The sequence below is a fragment of the Streptomyces sp. NBC_01546 genome, from assembly GCF_045208355.1.
In the GTDB taxonomy this organism is placed as follows: domain Bacteria; phylum Actinomycetota; class Actinomycetes; order Streptomycetales; family Streptomycetaceae; genus Streptomyces.
Genome location: NZ_CP109379.1, coordinates 2,430,519 through 2,445,488 on the forward strand (window position 1 = coordinate 2,430,519; position 14,970 = coordinate 2,445,488).

Sequence of the window (14,970 nt, forward strand, 5' to 3'; positions counted from 1 at the left end):
TACAGAACCTTTCGGGTCGTGGGCGGGAGGGGACGAGAGGGAAGGAAGGGTCAGGAGCGGATTTCGAGCAGCGGTACGAGCTGCTCTGCCGCGGTCATGGAGCCGTGCATGCCGACGAGGGCGGACTCGTTGGGCTCGTTGCGCGACGCGGTGATCGCGACATCGGCCTGGGCGGCCGCGACCACGTCGCCGATCCGGCCGAGCACGCGCTCGTCGCACTCCCCCGGCGTCCCGAACCAGCCCAGTTCCAGGGCCTCTTCGCGGCTCGCCACCCAGAAGCGGTCGCCGAGCACCTCGCGCCACACCGTCAGTACGTCGGCCTCGGCGCCCGGTACCGCGTAGACGTGCCGGGCCCGGCCCTCGCCGCCGAGCAGGGCCACGCCCGCGCCCAGCTCCCAGTCCTCGTCGAAGTCGATCCGGGAGTCCTCGTCGAAGGGGACGTCGACCATGCCGTGGTCCGCCGTCACGTACAGGGCGGTGCGCGGCGGGAGTTGCTCGGCGAGGCGCTGCACCAGCCGGTCGACGTACATCAACTGGCCGCGCCAGGCGTCGGAGTTCACCCCGTGGCGGTGGCCGGCCCCGTCGAGTTCGCTGTAGTACGTGTACACGAGCGAGCGGTCACCGGCCGCGAGGCGGTCCGCGGCGAGGTCCATCCGCTCCTCGCCGGTCATCCGGCCGAGGAAGGTGCCGCCGCTCAGCGCGACCTTCGTGAGCGGTGTGGTCTGGAAGGCGGGCGAGGACACCTGCGCGGTCGCCACGCCGGCCTTGTCGGCCAGCTGGAAGACGGTCGGGTACGGCTGCCAGGGCTTGGGCGCGGTCCACGGCTGCCAGCGGAGCTGGTTCATCAGCTCACCGGTGGCCGGATTGCGGACGGCGTAGCCGGGCAGGCCGTGGCGGGCGGGCGGCAGGCCGGTGCCGACCGAGGCCAGCGAGGTGGCGGTGGTCGCCGGGAAGCCCGCGGTGATCGGGCGGCCGGTGCCGCCGCGCGAGCCGGCGAGGAGGGAGGTGAGGTAGGGGGCCTCGTCCGGGTGGGCCTTGATCTGCTCCCAGCCCATGCCGTCGACCAGGAACACACAGTTCCGGTCGGCCGGGGTCAGCTCCGCGATGGAGGCGGAGAAGCCGGGGACGCCCTGGCCGGCCACGAGGGTGGGCAGCAGGTCGGCGAGCGAGCCCGTGCCGTACTCGGGGACGGGCGCGGCCGCGAGATCCAGCAGCTCAGGCTCGTCCGCCCAGTTCTGCGCGGCGGGGTACGCCATCAGCGGGCGGGGGTGGACGTGGCCGCGGTGGCTTCGGAGAGCGCCTGCGCGAAGACCAGGGTCTGGCGCACCGCCTCCGGGCCGTCGCCCGCCTCGCTGACCCGCAGGCTGAGGTCGTCGGCGGTGGAGTTGCCGGTGTAGCCGTGGTCGGAGTCGCAGTTCGGGTCGCCGCAGGCGGCCGGCTCCAGGTCGATCCGGGAGACCGCACCCCAGCCGATGGTCAGGACGACCTCGCGGGGCAGGGTGCCGGGGGTGTAGGACTCCGGGTTGGCGACGACGCGGCTGAGCACCACGGAGGAGATGCTGGAGAGCTTGACCGACTCGGTGGAGGTGGTGGCGTACGGGGACGGCGACCCGGCGTCCGCGGCCTGCTCGTCGGTGTGGCTCACGATGAAGCGGTTGCCGGTCAGGACCAGCACGGTGACGTGGCGGCGGACCTCGTTGGAGTCGAAGGTCGTCTCCTGGTGGACCAGGTACGACGAAATCGGCTCGCCGCCCACCGCGGCCTCCACGGCCTCGGCCACGAGGGCCGGGTAGTAGCCGCTGCGCTCGATCGCCGTGCGCAGCCCCTGGGTCGTCGTACCGGATTTCGCCATGAGGTCCATCCTAAGGCCCCTACGGGGCGTCCCGGCCGCGCCGGACCCGCTCAGTAACTGGGGAGGGTCCGCGGGCCGAGATCGCCACGGGCGGGCGGATGCGCGACGCGGACGGTGGCGCTCAGCACGGAGAGTCCCTCGGTGGCCACGACCACGGGCTCCAGCGAGACCCCGATCACCTCGGGGTGGTCGTCCACGAGCCGGGACAGCCGCAGGAGCAGCTCCTCCAGCGCGGGGGTGTCGACGGGGTCGCTGCCGCGCCAGCCGAAGAGAAGGGGTGCGGTCCGGATGGACCGGATCAGCCCGGCGGCGTCCCGGTCGGTGGCCGGGACCAGGCGGTGGGCGATGTCCCCGAGCAGCTCGGAGGCGACTCCGGCGAGCCCGAAGGAGAGGACGGCGCCGGCGGCCGCGTCGATGACGGAGCGGACCACGGTGTCGACCCCGCGCGGCACCATCGTCTGGACCACCGGCTGGAGCTCCGACGGCTTCCCGAGCAGCCCGGTGAGGTCCTCGTACGAGCGCCTCAGCTCGGCCTCGTTCCTGAGGTCGAGGCGTACGCCGCCGAGGTCCGCGCGGTGGCGCAGGTGCGGGGCGGTGGTCTTCAGGGCGACCGGGTAGCCCAGGATCCCGGCGGCGCGGACCGCCGCGTCGGGGCTGGGCGCGGGCAGGGCGGGCAGCACGTGGATCCCGTACCGCGCGAGCAGCTCGCGGGCGTCCCACTCGGCCAGGGTCAGCACGGCCCCGCCGTCGACGTCGGCCAGCAGCCCGGCCAGCTGGGCGGCGGCGCCGGGCTCGTCGATGTCCTCGTACTCGGGAACGTGCCCGACCTCGGCGTTGCCCCGCCGCCACTGTCCGTACCGCACGGCCTCGGCGAGGGCCTTGACGGCCCGCTCGGCGGCGGGGTAGCCGGGGATCCGGTCCGGCTCGGCGCCGTGCCCCTCGCCCGCGAGACCGGGCCGGGGCAGGTCGGAGCCCGGGACGGGAGCGGGCGGGGCGGGCGAAGGGGCGCCCGCGGCGGACAGCGCCTCGACCAGTTCGCCGAGCTCCACGTGCACCACCGCCACGGGCTTGCCCGGCACCTCGGCCACGGCCTCGCGCAGGGACTCGGCCAGGTCGTCGGCCAGCGCGTGCTCGCTCACCCAGGGGATGGCCGTGACCACCACCGCATCGCAGTCGTCGGAGGCCAGCGCCGCGGCCAGGGCCGTGCGGAAGTCCTCGGGCGCGGCCGCGGTGGTCAGGTCGATCGGCGGCAGCGGCCGCAGGCCCTGGGCCAGGCAGGCGTCGTAGGTGAGGACCCCGAGGGACTCGGAGTTGCCCAGGATCGCGACGCGCGGGCCGGCGGGCAGCGGCTGCGAGGCCAGCAGCAGCCCGACGTCCACCAGCTCCGTCACCGTGTCGACGCGGATCACGCCGGCCTGCCGCAGCAGGGCGGAGACGGTGGCGTCCGGCAGCCGGGTGCCCGGGACCACGTGCCCGGCGGGGGTGTGGCGGCCGCCCTTGGCGACGACCACCGGCTTGACGGCTGCCGTCCGGCGGGCGAGGCGGGTGAACTTCCGCGGGTTGCCCAGGGTTTCCAGGTAGAGCAGGGCGACGTCGGTCGCCTCGTCGTCGTACCAGTACTGGAGGATGTCGTTGCCGGAGACGTCGGCGCGGTTGCCGGCGGAGACGAAGGAGGACAGCCCCTCGCCGCGGCGCAGCAGGGCGGAGAGCAGGGCGATGCCGATCGCCCCGGACTGCGTGAACAGGCCGATCCGGCCGCGCATCGGCATCGGCGCGGGGGTCAGCGAGGCGTTGAGTTCCACCTCCGGCGCGGTGTTGATCACCCCGAAGGCGTTGGGCCCGATCAGGCGCATCCCGTACGAGCGCACCTGCTTCACGAGTTCGCGCTGGCGGGCGAGTCCGGCCGGGCCGCTCTCCCCGTATCCGGCGGACAGCACCACGAGCCCCTGGACGCCGTGTTCACCGCAGGCCGCCACGGCCTCGGGGACCCGGTCGGCCGGGACGGCGATCACCGCGAGGTCGACGGGGGCGCCGATGGCGTCGACCGTGCGGTAGGCCCGTACGCCGTCGAGCAGATCGTGCGTGACCTCCTCGTTGACGGCGTAGAGGTGGCCGTGGAAGCCGCTGTCGCGCAGGTTGCGCAGCGCGGCGGCGCCCACGCCCGCGCCGGAGCGGCTGACTCCGATCACCGCGACCGAACCGGGGGCGAGCAGCCGCTGCACCGAGCGGGCCTCGGCGCGCTGTTCACGGGCGCGCTGCACGGCGAGGGACTCGGCGGTGGGTTCGAGGTCGAGGGTGAGGTGGACGGAGCCGTCCTCGAAGCTGCGCTTCTGCTCGTAGCCGACGTCCCTGAACACTTTGATCATCTTGGTGTTGGCGGGCAGCACCTCGGCGGCGAACCGGCGGATGCCCCGCTCCCGGGCCACCGCGCCGATGTGTTCGAGGAGGGCGGAGGCCACCCCGCGGCCCTGGTGGGCGTCCTGGACCAGGAAGGCGACCTCGGCCTCGTCGGAGGGTCCCGAGGCGGGCCGGCCGTCGGCGCCGATGCGGTCGTAGCGGACGGTGCCGATGAACTCCCCGCCGATGGTCGCCGCGAGGCCGACCCGGTCCACGTAGTCGTGGTGCGTGAACCGGTGCACGTCGCGGTCGGAGAGCCGGGGGTACGGGGCGAAGAAGCGGTAGTACTTCGACTCGTCGGAGACCTGCTCGTAGAAACTGACCAGTCGGCCCGCGTCGGCGGGGGTGATGGGCCTGATCCGGGCGGTGCCGCCGTCGCGCAGGACGACGTCCGCCTCCCAGTGGGCCGGGTACGAGGGGTCCGACTCGGTGGTCATGGGCCTACCTTACGGCCGGAAACCGCCTGACAGCGCTCGCGCGGCGCGTGAGGCACACCAGGGCAAAACGGTGCAAGCTGGGGAAGGTCGAACGGCGGAAGATTCGGGCCGAAGGTCGGTCGGAGCATTCAGGGCGTCGTGAGAGACTGGTCTAGACAACCGTAAGAACCTGAAGGGCATCACCATGGCAGAGCGCCGCGTCAACGTCGGCTGGGCCGAGGGCCTGCACGCTCGTCCCGCCTCGATCTTCGTCCGTGCGACGACCGCTTCCGGCGTCCCGGTGACCATCGCGAAGGCCGGCGGCGACCCCGTCAACGCCGCTTCCATGCTGGCGGTTCTGGGCCTGGGCGCCCAGGGCGGCGAGGAGATCGTCCTCGCGTCCGACGCCGACGGCGCCGAGGCGGCGCTGGACCGCCTCGCGAAGCTGGTCGCCGAGGGTCTCGAGGAGCTCCCCGAGACCGTCTGACCCTTCACACGCGAAAGCCGCGACCCCTGCCGTCCGGGGCCGCGGCTTTCGTGTTCACGCAGGGGAATGTCCACGCAGGGGAGTGTTCACCCAGGGGAATTCGACTCCGCAGGAATTCGGCACGCCGAATTCACGCCACCCGGAATTCCGGCAGCGGCGCACGAATACCGATCCTTTGTATACGGGCCCTGTTAATGACGGCCGCTCGACATGTTTACGGCAGGTTGCGAAGTTCTCACGGCCGCCCGTATCCGCAGCCGGTGCGCGCCCGCCGCCCGGTCGGCGTGGACGGCCGCCAGTGTCCGCGCCCGCTCCGCGTCCCCGCGCGCCACCGCGTCCACGATCGCCCCGTGCTCCGCCCAGGACTCCACCGGCCGGGCCGGCGCCTCCACCACGTACATCCACGCCACCTTGTGCCGCATCTGCGTGAGCAGCGCGATCAGGCCCGGGCTCCCGGAGGCCTGCGCGAGCGTCTCGTGGAACCAGCCGCCCAGGGAGCGCAGATCCTCGCCCTGGCCCCGCCTGGCCCGCTCCTGGCCCAGTCTGACCAGCCCTCTCAACACCTTGAGGTGGGCCTCGGTGCGCCGCCGGGCCGCCTTGGCGGCCGCCAGGGGCTCCAGCAGCATCCGCAGCTCGAGGAGGTCTACGGCCTCCTGCTCGGTCGGCTCGGCCACACAGGCACCCGCGTGGCGCCGCGTGGTCACGAACCCCTCGGACTCCAGGGTCCGCAGCGCCTCGCGCACCGGGACACGCGAGACTCCGTACCGGCGGGCCAGCACCTCCTCGGTCAGCCTGCCGCCCGGTTCGAAGACCCCGGAAACGATGTCGTCGCGGATCGCTGTGCATACCGCGTGCGCAGGAATACGCAAGACCGGACCTCCGCCTATTTCCGATTTTCGACTGCCACGCCCATTGGACACGCATGCGCGTGCTGCGACTCTATTGCAACACACGATAATTTCCGAGAGCGGCCGGAAATGACAAACATGTATCCGGCACAGCAGCGCGAAGGCCCCGGCTCGGGGAGCCGGGGCCTTCGGTGAAGCTGTGGAGTGCGGGTCAGACGCTGACACCGTGCGAGCGCAGGTACGAGATCGGGTCGATGTCCGAGCCGTAGTCGGCACCGGTGCGGGCCTCGAAGTGCAGGTGCGGGCCGCTGGAGTTGCCCGTGGAGCCCGAGAGGCCGATCTGCTGGCCGGGGGTGACCTGCTGGCCGACGGAGACGCTCAGCGAGGACATGTGCCCGTACTGGGTGTACGTACCGTCGTTGTGCTTGATCACGACGTTGTTGCCGTACGCGCCGCCCCAGCCGGCCTCGACCACGACGCCGACGCCCACCGCGTGGACGGTGGTGCCGGAGGCGGCGTGGAAGTCGATGCCGGTGTGGCTGCCGGAGGACCACATGCCGCCGCCCGCCTTGTACTGCGTGCTGACGTACGAGCTGTCGAGCGGCGAGACGAAGGTGTTGAGGCGCTTGCGCTCCTCCTCGCGGGCGGCGCGCTCGGCGGCCTCGCGCTCGGCCTTCGCCTTGGCCTCGGCGAGGCGCTTGGCCTCGGAGGCCCGCTGCTTCGCGTCGGCCTCGGCCTGCGCCTTGGCGGCGGCGTGCTCGGCGGCACGCTGCTGGGAGGCGGCCTGGTCCTCGATGTCACCCGCGAGGTCCTCGGCGACGACCGCGCCGAGCGCGTTGTCCGGGGCGGAGTGGGTGTTGCCGTTGTCCGCGGCGAAGGCCGGGGCGGCGAGGGAGCCGACGACACCAGTGGTGGCGAGGGCGGCGATACCGGCGTAGCCGGCGGTCTTGCGGCTCAGACGGCTGGAACCGCGGTGCTTGCCGGAGCCGGCGGGACGACTGCCAAACGCCATGAAGGGGCTGATCCTTTCCTTCCTTCTCGCCTACCGGGTTAGCTGACGGGTTCGGAGCAGGAAGGTCTCCTACGGGCCTCCTCTTGCGAGGCGGTCCGATTCACCCCAGGGACTGATGTGGGTCCCCGGCTCCCCAGGCTCGCGCCTGACGGGGACTCGGCGATCGCTGCCCGGTGCCGCGGATGCGGCGGGTACAACTGACGGACAGCACGGGTGACGCTAGGCGGATCATCAGTCAATCGCCAAACAGACACGCCTTTTTGTTGCGTACGCCACATCACATAAAAGCAACCTCTCCACTAAACGGACAAAAAGGGGCTCTGGCGGACAAGCCCGCCAGAGCCCCTTGCCGTGTCGGCCGGTTGGCCGTCGGCTGCCGTTCGGTTGCCGTCAGTTGGTGACGACGCTCACGTCGCCGATCCCCAAGGCCCGCACCGGCGCCTCGATCTGCGCCGCGTCGCCCACCAGCACGGTGACCAGCCGGTCCGCGGGGAAGGCCTTCACGACCGCCGAAGTCGCCTCCACCGTCCCGGTTTCGGCGAGCCGCGCGTACAACTGCGCCTGGTAGTCGTCCGGCAGCTCCTGCTCGACCTGGTCGGCGAGGGTGCCCGCGACCGAGGCCGCCGTCTCGAACTTGAGCGGGGCCACGCCCACCAAGTTCTGCACCGCCACGTCCCGTTCGGTGTCGGTCAGGCCGCCCTCCGCGAGGGTGCGCAGCACCTTCCAGAGGTCCTCGAGGGCCGGGGCGGTGTTCGGGGTGTCCACCGAGCCGCTGATGGCGAGCATCGAGGCGCCCCTGCCGTCGGCGGTGGAGCGCAGCACCTGGCCGAAGGCGCGCACGCCGTACGTGTACCCCTTCTCCTCGCGCAGCACCTTGTCCAGGCGGGAGGTCAGGGTGCCGCCCAGGCAGTACGTGCCGAGCACCTGGGCCGCCCAGACCCGGTCGTGCCGGTCCGCTCCGATCCGGCCGATCAGCAGCTGCGTCTGGACCGCGCCGGGCCGGTCCACGATGACCACGCGGCCGGTGTCGTCGGCGGTCACCGGCGGCACCGGGAGGGGCTCGGCGGTGCCGCCCGTCCACGCGCCCAGGGTGTCTGCGAGGACCGCGTCCAGGTCGATGCCGGTCATGTCGCCGACGATCACCGCGGTGGCGGTGGCGGGGCGTACGTGGGCCTCGTAGAAGGCGCGTACGGCCGCGGAGTCGATACGGGCGACCGTCTCCTCGGTGCCCTGGCGCGGCCGGGACATGCGCAGGGTGGCCGGAAAGAGCTCCTTGGAGAGCTGCTTGGCCGCGCGGCGCTGCGGGTTGGCCAGCTCGTGCGGGATCTCGTCGAGCCGGTTGCGCACCAGCCGGTCGACCTCGGCGTCGGCGAAGGCCGGCGCGCGCAGGGCCTCGGCGAGCAGGCCCAGCGCCTTGGGCAGCCGCGAGGCCGGGACCTCCAGGGAGACCCGCAGGCCCGGGTGGTCGGCGTGCGCGTCGAGGGTGGCGCCGCAGCGCTCCAGCTCGGCCGCGAACTCCTCGGCGGAGTGCTTGTCGGTGCCCTCGGACAGGGCACGGGACATGATGGTCGCCACGCCGTCCAAGCCCTCGGGCTCGGCGTCCAGCGGGGCGGCGAGGTTGACCTCGACCGCGATCACCTGCTGGCCCGGGCGGTGGCAGCGCAGCAGGGTCAGGCCGTTGGAGAGGACCGAGCGGTCGGGGGCCGGGAAGGCCCACGGCTGCGGCTCGCCGGCCTGCGGCTGCGGGTGGAAGGTCATCGTGACGGCTGCGGTGTCGCTCACTGCTCCGCCCCCTCGTTCTCGTCGTTCTCGGCGGACTCGTCCGACTCGTCGGCCGCGATCGGCTCGTAGACCAGCACCGCGCGGTTGTCCGGGCGCAGCCGGGCCGCGGCCACGGCCTGCACCTCCTCGGCGGTCACGTCGAGGACCCGCTGCACGGCGGTCAGCGCCAGCTGCGGGTCGCCGAAGAGCACCGCGAACCGGCACAGTTCGTCGGCCCGGCCCGCGACCGTGCTCAGCCGGTCCAGCCACTCCCGCTCCAGCTGCGCCTGCGCGCGCTCCATCTCCTCGGCCGTCGGGCCCTCGGCGGCGAACCGCGCGAGCTCCTCGTCCACGGCCGCCTCGATGTCGGGGACCTCGACCCCGCCGGAGGTCTTGACGTCCAGCCAGCCCAGCGAGGGCGCCCCGGCCAGGCGCAGGATGCCGAACCCGGCCGCGACGGCCGTCTGGTCCCGGCGTACCAGGCGGTTGTGGAGCCGCGAGGACTCGCCGCCGCCCAGGACGGTCAGCGCCACGTCGGCGGCGTCGCACTCGCGGGTGCCGTCGTGCGGGAGCCGGTAGGCGGCCATCAGCGCACGCGCCGGAACCTCCTCGACGATCTCCTCGCGCAGCTCCCGGCCGATGACCTCGGGCAGCGAACCGTCACGGGGCGGCTGCTTGCCGTCGTGCGAGGGGATGCTGCCGAAGTACTTCTCGACCCACGCGAGCGTGCGCTCCGGGTCGATGTCGCCGACGATCGACAGCACCGCGTTGTTGGGCGCGTAGTACGTACGGAAGAAGGTGCGCGCGTCCTCCAGGGAGGCGGCGTCCAGATCGGCCATGGAGCCGATCGGCGTGTGGTGGTACGGGTGGCCCTCGGGGTAGGCGAGGGCGGTCAGCTTCTCGAAAGCCGTGCCGTACGGGACGTTGTCGTACCGCTGGCGGCGCTCGTTCTTGACGACGTCACGCTGGTTCTCCATGGACTCGTCGTCCAGGGCGGCCAGCAGCGAACCCATCCGGTCCGCCTCCAGCCACAGCGCGAGCTCCAGCTGGTGGGTGGGCATCGTCTCGAAGTAGTTGGTGCGCTCGAAGCTGGTGGTGCCGTTGAGGGAACCTCCGGCGCCCTGGACCAGCTCGAAGTGCCCGTTGCCCGGTACGCTCGCCGAGCCCTGGAACATCAGGTGCTCGAAGAGGTGAGCCAGGCCGGTACGGCCCTTGACTTCGTGGCGCGAGCCGACGTCGTACCAGAGACAGACCGCGGCGACCGGGGTCAGGTGGTCCTCGGACAGCACCACGCGCAGGCCGTTGGCCAGCCGGTGCTCGGTCGCTGTCAGGCCGCCGGAGCCGGCCTGGGCTGTGGCCGTGTGACCCATGGGCATGTGATCCCTTCGATCGCGATGCAGAGATTTCCGTCAGACCTGCCACTGTATGCAAGCGCGTCGGCAGCCGGATAAGTTCCCGGGTCACACTGGGTCGGAGTCGGCGCTGTCGGTGCCTCGGGCCACAATGGTCCGCGTCAGACCCCCAGCACACTCATTCTTGGTTAAGGAGCCGCGCAGCGATGGCCCGCCGCAGCACGAAGACCCCGCCGCCGGAGGATTTCGAGGAGAAGATCCTCGACATCGACGTCGTCGACGAAATGCAGGGCTCCTTCCTCGAGTACGCGTACTCGGTGATCTACTCCCGTGCCCTGCCCGATGCCCGGGACGGCATGAAGCCGGTGCACCGCCGCATCGTGTACCAGATGAACGAGATGGGTCTGCGACCCGACCGCGGCTATGTGAAGTGCGCCCGCGTTGTCGGCGAGGTGATGGGCAAGCTCCACCCGCACGGTGACGCGTCGATCTACGACGCCCTCGTGCGCATGGCCCAGCCCTTCTCGATGCGGCTGCCGCTGGTCGACGGCCACGGCAACTTCGGTTCGCTCGGCAACGACGACCCGCCGGCCGCGATGCGTTACACCGAGTGCAAGATGGCCGACGCCACGTCACTGATGACGGAGTCGATCGACGAGGACACCGTCGACTTCACCGCCAACTACGACGGCCAGGAGCGGGAGCCGGTCGCGCTTCCCGCCGCGTATCCGAACCTGCTGGTCAACGGCGCGTCCGGGATCGCGGTCGGCATGGCCACCAACATGCCCCCGCACAACCTCGGCGAGGTCATCGCGGCCGCCCGCCACCTGATCCGCTACCCGCACGCGGACCTGGAGGCGCTGATGCGCTTCGTCCCGGGTCCGGACCTGCCCACGGGCGGCCGGATCGTCGGGCTCTCGGGGATCAAGGACGCGTACGAGAACGGCCGCGGCACCTTCAAGATCCGCGCGACGGTGGCGGTGGAGAACGTGACGGCGCGCCGCAAGGGCCTGGTCGTCACGGAACTGCCCTTCACGGTCGGCCCCGAGAAGGTCATCGCGAAGATCAAGGACCTGGTCGGCTCGAAGAAGCTCCAGGGCATCGCGGACGTCAAGGACCTCACCGACCGCTCGCACGGCCTGCGCCTGGTCATCGAGATCAAGAACGGCTTCCACCCCGAGGCCGTGCTCGAGCAGCTCTACAAGCTGACGCCGATGGAGGAGTCCTTCGGCATCAACAACGTGGCGCTGGTGGACGGGCAGCCGCTCACGCTCGGCCTCAAGGAGCTGCTGGAGGTCTACCTCGACCACCGCTTCGAGGTCGTCCGGCGGCGCAGCGAGTTCCGCCGCACCAAGCGCCGCGACCGGCTGCACCTGGTCGAGGGCCTGCTGGTGGCGCTCATCGACATCGACGAGGTCATCCGGCTCATCCGGGACAGCGACAACTCCGCGCAGGCCAAGGCCCGGCTGATGGAGCGGTTCTCGCTCAGCGAGATCCAGACCCAGTACATCCTGGACACCCCGCTGCGCCGCCTCACCCGGTTCGACCGGATCGAGCTGGAGTCCGAGCGCGACCGGCTGACCGGCGAGATCGACGAGCTGACCGGCATCCTGGAGTCCGACACCGAGCTGCGCAAGCTGGTCTCCACGGAACTGGCGGCGGTCGCCAAGAAGTTCGGCAACGAGCGCCGCACGGTCCTGCTGGAGTCGGCCGGCACGGCGGTGGCGGCGGTTCCGCTGGAGGTCGCGGACGACCCCTGCCGCGTGCTGCTGTCCTCGACCGGCCTGCTGGCGCGTACCGCGAACGGCGATGCCCTTCCCGAGGAGGAGGGCGGCGCCCGCGCCAAGCACGACCTGATCGTCTCGCAGGTCGCGGCGACCGCCCGGGCCGAGGTCGGCGCGGTCACCTCGTACGGGCGGCTGCTGCGGCTGTCGGTGATCGACCTGCCGCAGCTGCCGGACACCCACGCCGCGCCGAACCTGGCGGGCGGCGCCCCGGTCTCGGAGTTCCTCTCCGGGCTGGAGGCGGACGAGAAGGTGATCTGCCTGACCTCGCTGGACGAGTCCTCGCAGGGCCTGGCGCTGGGCACCGAGCAGGGCGTGGTCAAGCGCGTCGTGCCGGACTACCCGGCCAACAAGGACGAGCTGGAGGTCATCACCCTCAAGGAGGGCGACCGGATCGTCGGCGCGGTCGAGCTGCGCACGGGTGAGGAGGACCTGGTCTTCCTCACCGACGACGCCCAGCTGCTGCGCTACCCGGCCTCGCAGGTGCGCCCGCAGGGCCGTCCGGCGGGCGGTATGGCGGGCATCAAGCTCGCCGAGAACTCCAAGGTGATCCACTTCTCGGCCGTCGACCCGGCCCGGGACGCGATGGTGTTCACGGTGGCGGGCTCGCACGGGACGCTGGACGACTCGGTGCTGTCCGGGAAGCTGACCCCCTTCGACCAGTACCCGCGCAAGGGCCGCGCCACCGGTGGTGTGCGCTGCCAGCGGTTCCTGAAGGCCGAGGACGTGCTGGTGCTGGCCTGGGTGGGCAACGCGCCGGTCCGGGCGGCGACGGCGAACGGCACACCGGCCGAACTGCCGGCCGTGGACCCGCGCCGCGACGGCTCGGGGGCCGCGCTGCCCGCGTCCGTGGCGGCGCTGGCCGGGGGCGCGCTGTAGGAGGTACGAGGTCATTCGGGTGGTACGTCCGGGGGACGTACCACCCGAATGGCCACTAGTGTTCTCCCTCTTGGCACTGGCGGGTGGGGCGGGGAGAACAGAGCTGATGAGTCGTCGCTCGGGCGGAGTGATCGGGGACTGGGCGGAGGCCCAGCGCCGGATGCAGCAGACGCAATTGATCCAGCAGCGCCAGGCGGAGCGCCGGCGGCGCGAGCAGCAGACCGCCGACCGGCAGTACCGCGAGGCCGAGGCCCGGCGGCGTACGGAACAGATCGAGGCGGAAGTCGCCGCCCTGCAGGGCCTGCTGGCCGCGGGGTGCCGGGCACCGGCGTTCCGGACGGCCGGGCTGGTCCGGTCCGAGCGGCTCGAACCCTTCAATCCGGGCACGCTGGCGCACCCCGTGCCGATGCCGCAGCTGCACCAGTTCCAGCAGCAGAGCGCGGGCTGGACGCTCGGCTCGAACCGGCGGGCGCAGGCCGAGCGCGAGGCACACGCCCGCTACACGCAGGCCTGGCAGGCCGCGCATGCCGCGGAGGCGCAGCGACAGCAGCAGCTGGCGGCGTACCGGCAGCAGTACGACCGGTGGGCGGCGGAGCAGCTCGCCGGCGTGCGGGCGCACAACAGCGGGCTCGCCGAACTGGCCGTGGCGCTGCGCGCGGGCGACGCGGAGTCGGTGGTGGAGTACTTCTCGGCCGCCCTGTACGCCTCCACGGCCTGGCCCGAGGCGCTGCCGAGGCAGGTGGCGGCCGCGTACGACCCGGGGGCGCGCCAGCTGGTGCTGGACTGGGAGCTGCCGGGGTACGCGGTGGTACCGGAGGCCAAGTCGGTGCGGTACGTGCCGAGTACGGGCCAGGACAAGGAGACGGCCCGCCCGGCCACGCAGCGGCGGGCGCTGTACCGGGACCTGCTGGCGCAGTGCGTACTGCTGGTGGTGCGCGAGCTGTACGCGGCGGACGAGTTCGGCGTGCTGGACTCGGTGGTGGTCAACGGCTTCGTGGACGCCCACGATCCGGTGACGGGCCTGGAAGCACAGCTGGTGCTCGCCACGCTGTCGGCGGCCCGGTCAGCCTTCGAGGGGCTGCGGCTGGAGCAGGTCAGCGCGGTGGACTGCCTGGTGGAGGGGTTGCGCGGGCAGCTGTCGGCACGGCCGGACCAGCTGACCGCCGTACGCCCCGGGCGCAGGCCCGACGAGGTCGGCGGCGGGGTCGTCAGCCACGGCGGGCAGACGGGTGACGGCGAGGCCGAGCCGGATCTGTTCGCGATGGACCCGATCGCCTTCGAGAACCTGGTGGCGGAGCTCTTCCGGGCGATGGGCATGGAGGCGGTGACCACACAGCGGTCGGGCGACGGCGGTGTGGACGTCGAGGCGCTGGACCCGGCCCCGATCCGGGGCGGGCGGATCGTGGTGCAGGTCAAGCGCTACCGGAACACCGTGCCGCCCACGGCGGTACGGGATCTGTACGGCACGGTCCAGGACAAGGGGGCGAACAAGGGGGTGCTGGTCACCACCGCGTCCTTCGGGCCGGGGTCGTACACCTTTGCCAACGGCAAGCCGCTGGAGTTGGTTCCCGGCGACAAGCTCGTTGAGCTCCTGCACCAGTACGGACTGCGGGGCCGTCTGGGCGGCGCCCCGTCGGACATCCCGGCTCAGCGGACGTCCGAGCCCGCTGCCCCTTCCGCGGACCACAACGTGCTCGGCATGTCCTGGTCGGGCGCGGTCGCGCTCGACGTGTGCGCGCTGGTGTGCACCGGCAACCGAGTGCTGAGCGAGGAGCACTTCGTCTTCTTCAACAACCCGCGGACGCCCGACGGTTCGGTGCGCACCCGCGCGCACACCGCGCCCGACAAGGCCGCGCTCGAGGTCACCTTCGAGGCCCTGCCCGGCGAGGCCGACCGGCTGGTCCTGGTGGCCGCGATCGACCCGGAGGCCGATCCGCACGCGGACCTGGCCGGTTTCACGGACGCCCGGATCCGGCTCCTCGACGCGGCGGGCGCGGAGGCGGGGCAGCTGGAGGTGTCCGACGGCCGGGCCGGCGAGACCGCCCTCGTACTCGGGTCCTTCCGGCGCCGGGCGAACGGCGACTGGGACTTCGTGATCGGCGGCAAGGGCTACCGGGGCGGCCTGGAGGACCTGCTGCGCGAGTACGGCGTCGAGGTCGCCTAGGTCCTGTCCGCCCGGACA

The 14,970-nt window shown here is 72.2% G+C and carries 10 protein-coding genes and 1 riboswitch; of the genes, 3 read left to right on the plus strand and 7 right to left on the minus strand.

All coding sequences use genetic code 11. The features are described from left to right. Nucleotides 1–50: 50 nt before the first annotated feature. Genes OHA89_RS10810 through OHA89_RS10820 form a run of 3 tightly spaced genes read right to left on the minus strand, consistent with a single transcriptional unit; the run spans nt 51 to nt 4,686 of the window. Entirely contained in the window at nt 51–1,256 is a 1,206-nt protein-coding gene (locus OHA89_RS10810) for an alkaline phosphatase family protein (protein ID WP_257553847.1), read from the minus strand. Then, nucleotides 1,256–1,852 (minus strand): DUF5998 family protein, encoded by a 597-nt coding sequence (locus tag OHA89_RS10815; RefSeq protein ID WP_073909804.1) that lies wholly within the window; start codon nt 1,850–1,852, stop codon nt 1,256–1,258. Before OHA89_RS10815 ends, OHA89_RS10810 begins: the two co-directional genes overlap by 1 nt. Before the next feature lie 50 nt (nt 1,853–1,902). After that, complete coding sequence (locus OHA89_RS10820; RefSeq protein WP_266614553.1) at nt 1,903–4,686, minus strand: bifunctional GNAT family N-acetyltransferase/acetate--CoA ligase family protein; 2,784 nt, start codon at nt 4,684–4,686, stop codon at nt 1,903–1,905. Nucleotides 4,687–4,870: 184 nt separating this feature from the next. Here OHA89_RS10820 and OHA89_RS10825 point away from each other — a divergent pair, with 184 nt between their 5' ends. Next, nucleotides 4,871–5,152, plus strand: a complete 282-nt coding sequence (locus OHA89_RS10825; RefSeq protein ID WP_069922293.1) for an HPr family phosphocarrier protein — start codon at nt 4,871–4,873, stop codon at nt 5,150–5,152. A gap of 191 nt (nt 5,153–5,343) precedes the next feature. On the opposite strand, the gene OHA89_RS10830 is transcribed toward OHA89_RS10825, so the two are convergent. The 4 genes from OHA89_RS10830 to OHA89_RS10845 form a co-directional block, all read right to left on the minus strand. Further along, the gene (locus OHA89_RS10830; RefSeq protein ID WP_215148665.1) at nt 5,344–6,021 is read right to left on the minus strand and encodes a GntR family transcriptional regulator; all 678 of its coding nucleotides are present in this window, start codon (nt 6,019–6,021) and stop codon (nt 5,344–5,346) included. 190 nt (nt 6,022–6,211) lie between these two features. Continuing rightward, nucleotides 6,212–7,012 carry a M23 family metallopeptidase gene (locus OHA89_RS10835; RefSeq protein WP_215148663.1) on the minus strand — a complete coding sequence of 267 codons (801 nt, stop codon included), beginning with the start codon at nt 7,010–7,012 and terminating at the stop codon, nt 6,212–6,214. Between the two features lie 12 nt (nt 7,013–7,024). Continuing rightward, nucleotides 7,025–7,184, minus strand: a riboswitch (cyclic di-AMP (ydaO/yuaA leader). A 218-nt stretch (nt 7,185–7,402) separates the two neighbouring features. Continuing rightward, on the minus strand, nt 7,403–8,770 hold the full coding sequence (locus OHA89_RS10840; RefSeq protein ID WP_266615347.1) for a pitrilysin family protein: 1,368 nt from the start codon (nt 8,768–8,770) through the stop codon (nt 7,403–7,405). Between the two features lie 20 nt (nt 8,771–8,790). Beyond that, entirely contained in the window at nt 8,791–10,143 is a 1,353-nt protein-coding gene (locus OHA89_RS10845; RefSeq protein ID WP_266614556.1) for a pitrilysin family protein, read from the minus strand. Nucleotides 10,144–10,331: 188 nt separating this feature from the next. Here OHA89_RS10845 and OHA89_RS10850 point away from each other — a divergent pair, with 188 nt between their 5' ends. Both OHA89_RS10850 and OHA89_RS10855 read left to right on the plus strand, forming a co-directional pair. After that, nucleotides 10,332–12,788 carry a DNA topoisomerase (ATP-hydrolyzing) subunit A gene (locus tag OHA89_RS10850; protein ID WP_406366016.1) on the plus strand — a complete coding sequence of 819 codons (2,457 nt, stop codon included), beginning with the start codon at nt 10,332–10,334 and terminating at the stop codon, nt 12,786–12,788. Nucleotides 12,789–12,894: 106 nt separating this feature from the next. Beyond that, the gene (locus OHA89_RS10855; protein WP_406366018.1) at nt 12,895–14,952 is read left to right on the plus strand and encodes a restriction endonuclease; all 2,058 of its coding nucleotides are present in this window, start codon (nt 12,895–12,897) and stop codon (nt 14,950–14,952) included. Nucleotides 14,953–14,970 lie beyond the last annotated feature (18 nt).

Excerpts from the sequence above, each read along its gene's own strand:
- OHA89_RS10810 (WP_257553847.1), bottom strand. The coding sequence starts at position 1,256 with ATGGCGTACCCCGCCGCGCAGAACTGGGCGGACGAGCCTGAGCTGCTG.
- OHA89_RS10815 (WP_073909804.1), bottom strand. The coding sequence starts at position 1,852 with ATGGCGAAATCCGGTACGACGACCCAGGGGCTGCGCACGGCGATCGAG.
- OHA89_RS10820 (WP_266614553.1), bottom strand. The coding sequence starts at position 4,686 with ATGACCACCGAGTCGGACCCCTCGTACCCGGCCCACTGGGAGGCGGAC.
- OHA89_RS10825 (WP_069922293.1), top strand. The coding sequence starts at position 4,871 with ATGGCAGAGCGCCGCGTCAACGTCGGCTGGGCCGAGGGCCTGCACGCT.
- OHA89_RS10835 (WP_215148663.1), bottom strand. The coding sequence starts at position 7,012 with ATGGCGTTTGGCAGTCGTCCCGCCGGCTCCGGCAAGCACCGCGGTTCC.
- OHA89_RS10840 (WP_266615347.1), bottom strand. The coding sequence starts at position 8,770 with ATGACCTTCCACCCGCAGCCGCAGGCCGGCGAGCCGCAGCCGTGGGCC.
- OHA89_RS10845 (WP_266614556.1), bottom strand. The coding sequence starts at position 10,143 with ATGGGTCACACGGCCACAGCCCAGGCCGGCTCCGGCGGCCTGACAGCG.
- OHA89_RS10850 (WP_406366016.1), top strand. The coding sequence starts at position 10,332 with ATGGCCCGCCGCAGCACGAAGACCCCGCCGCCGGAGGATTTCGAGGAG.
- OHA89_RS10855 (WP_406366018.1), top strand. The coding sequence starts at position 12,895 with ATGAGTCGTCGCTCGGGCGGAGTGATCGGGGACTGGGCGGAGGCCCAG.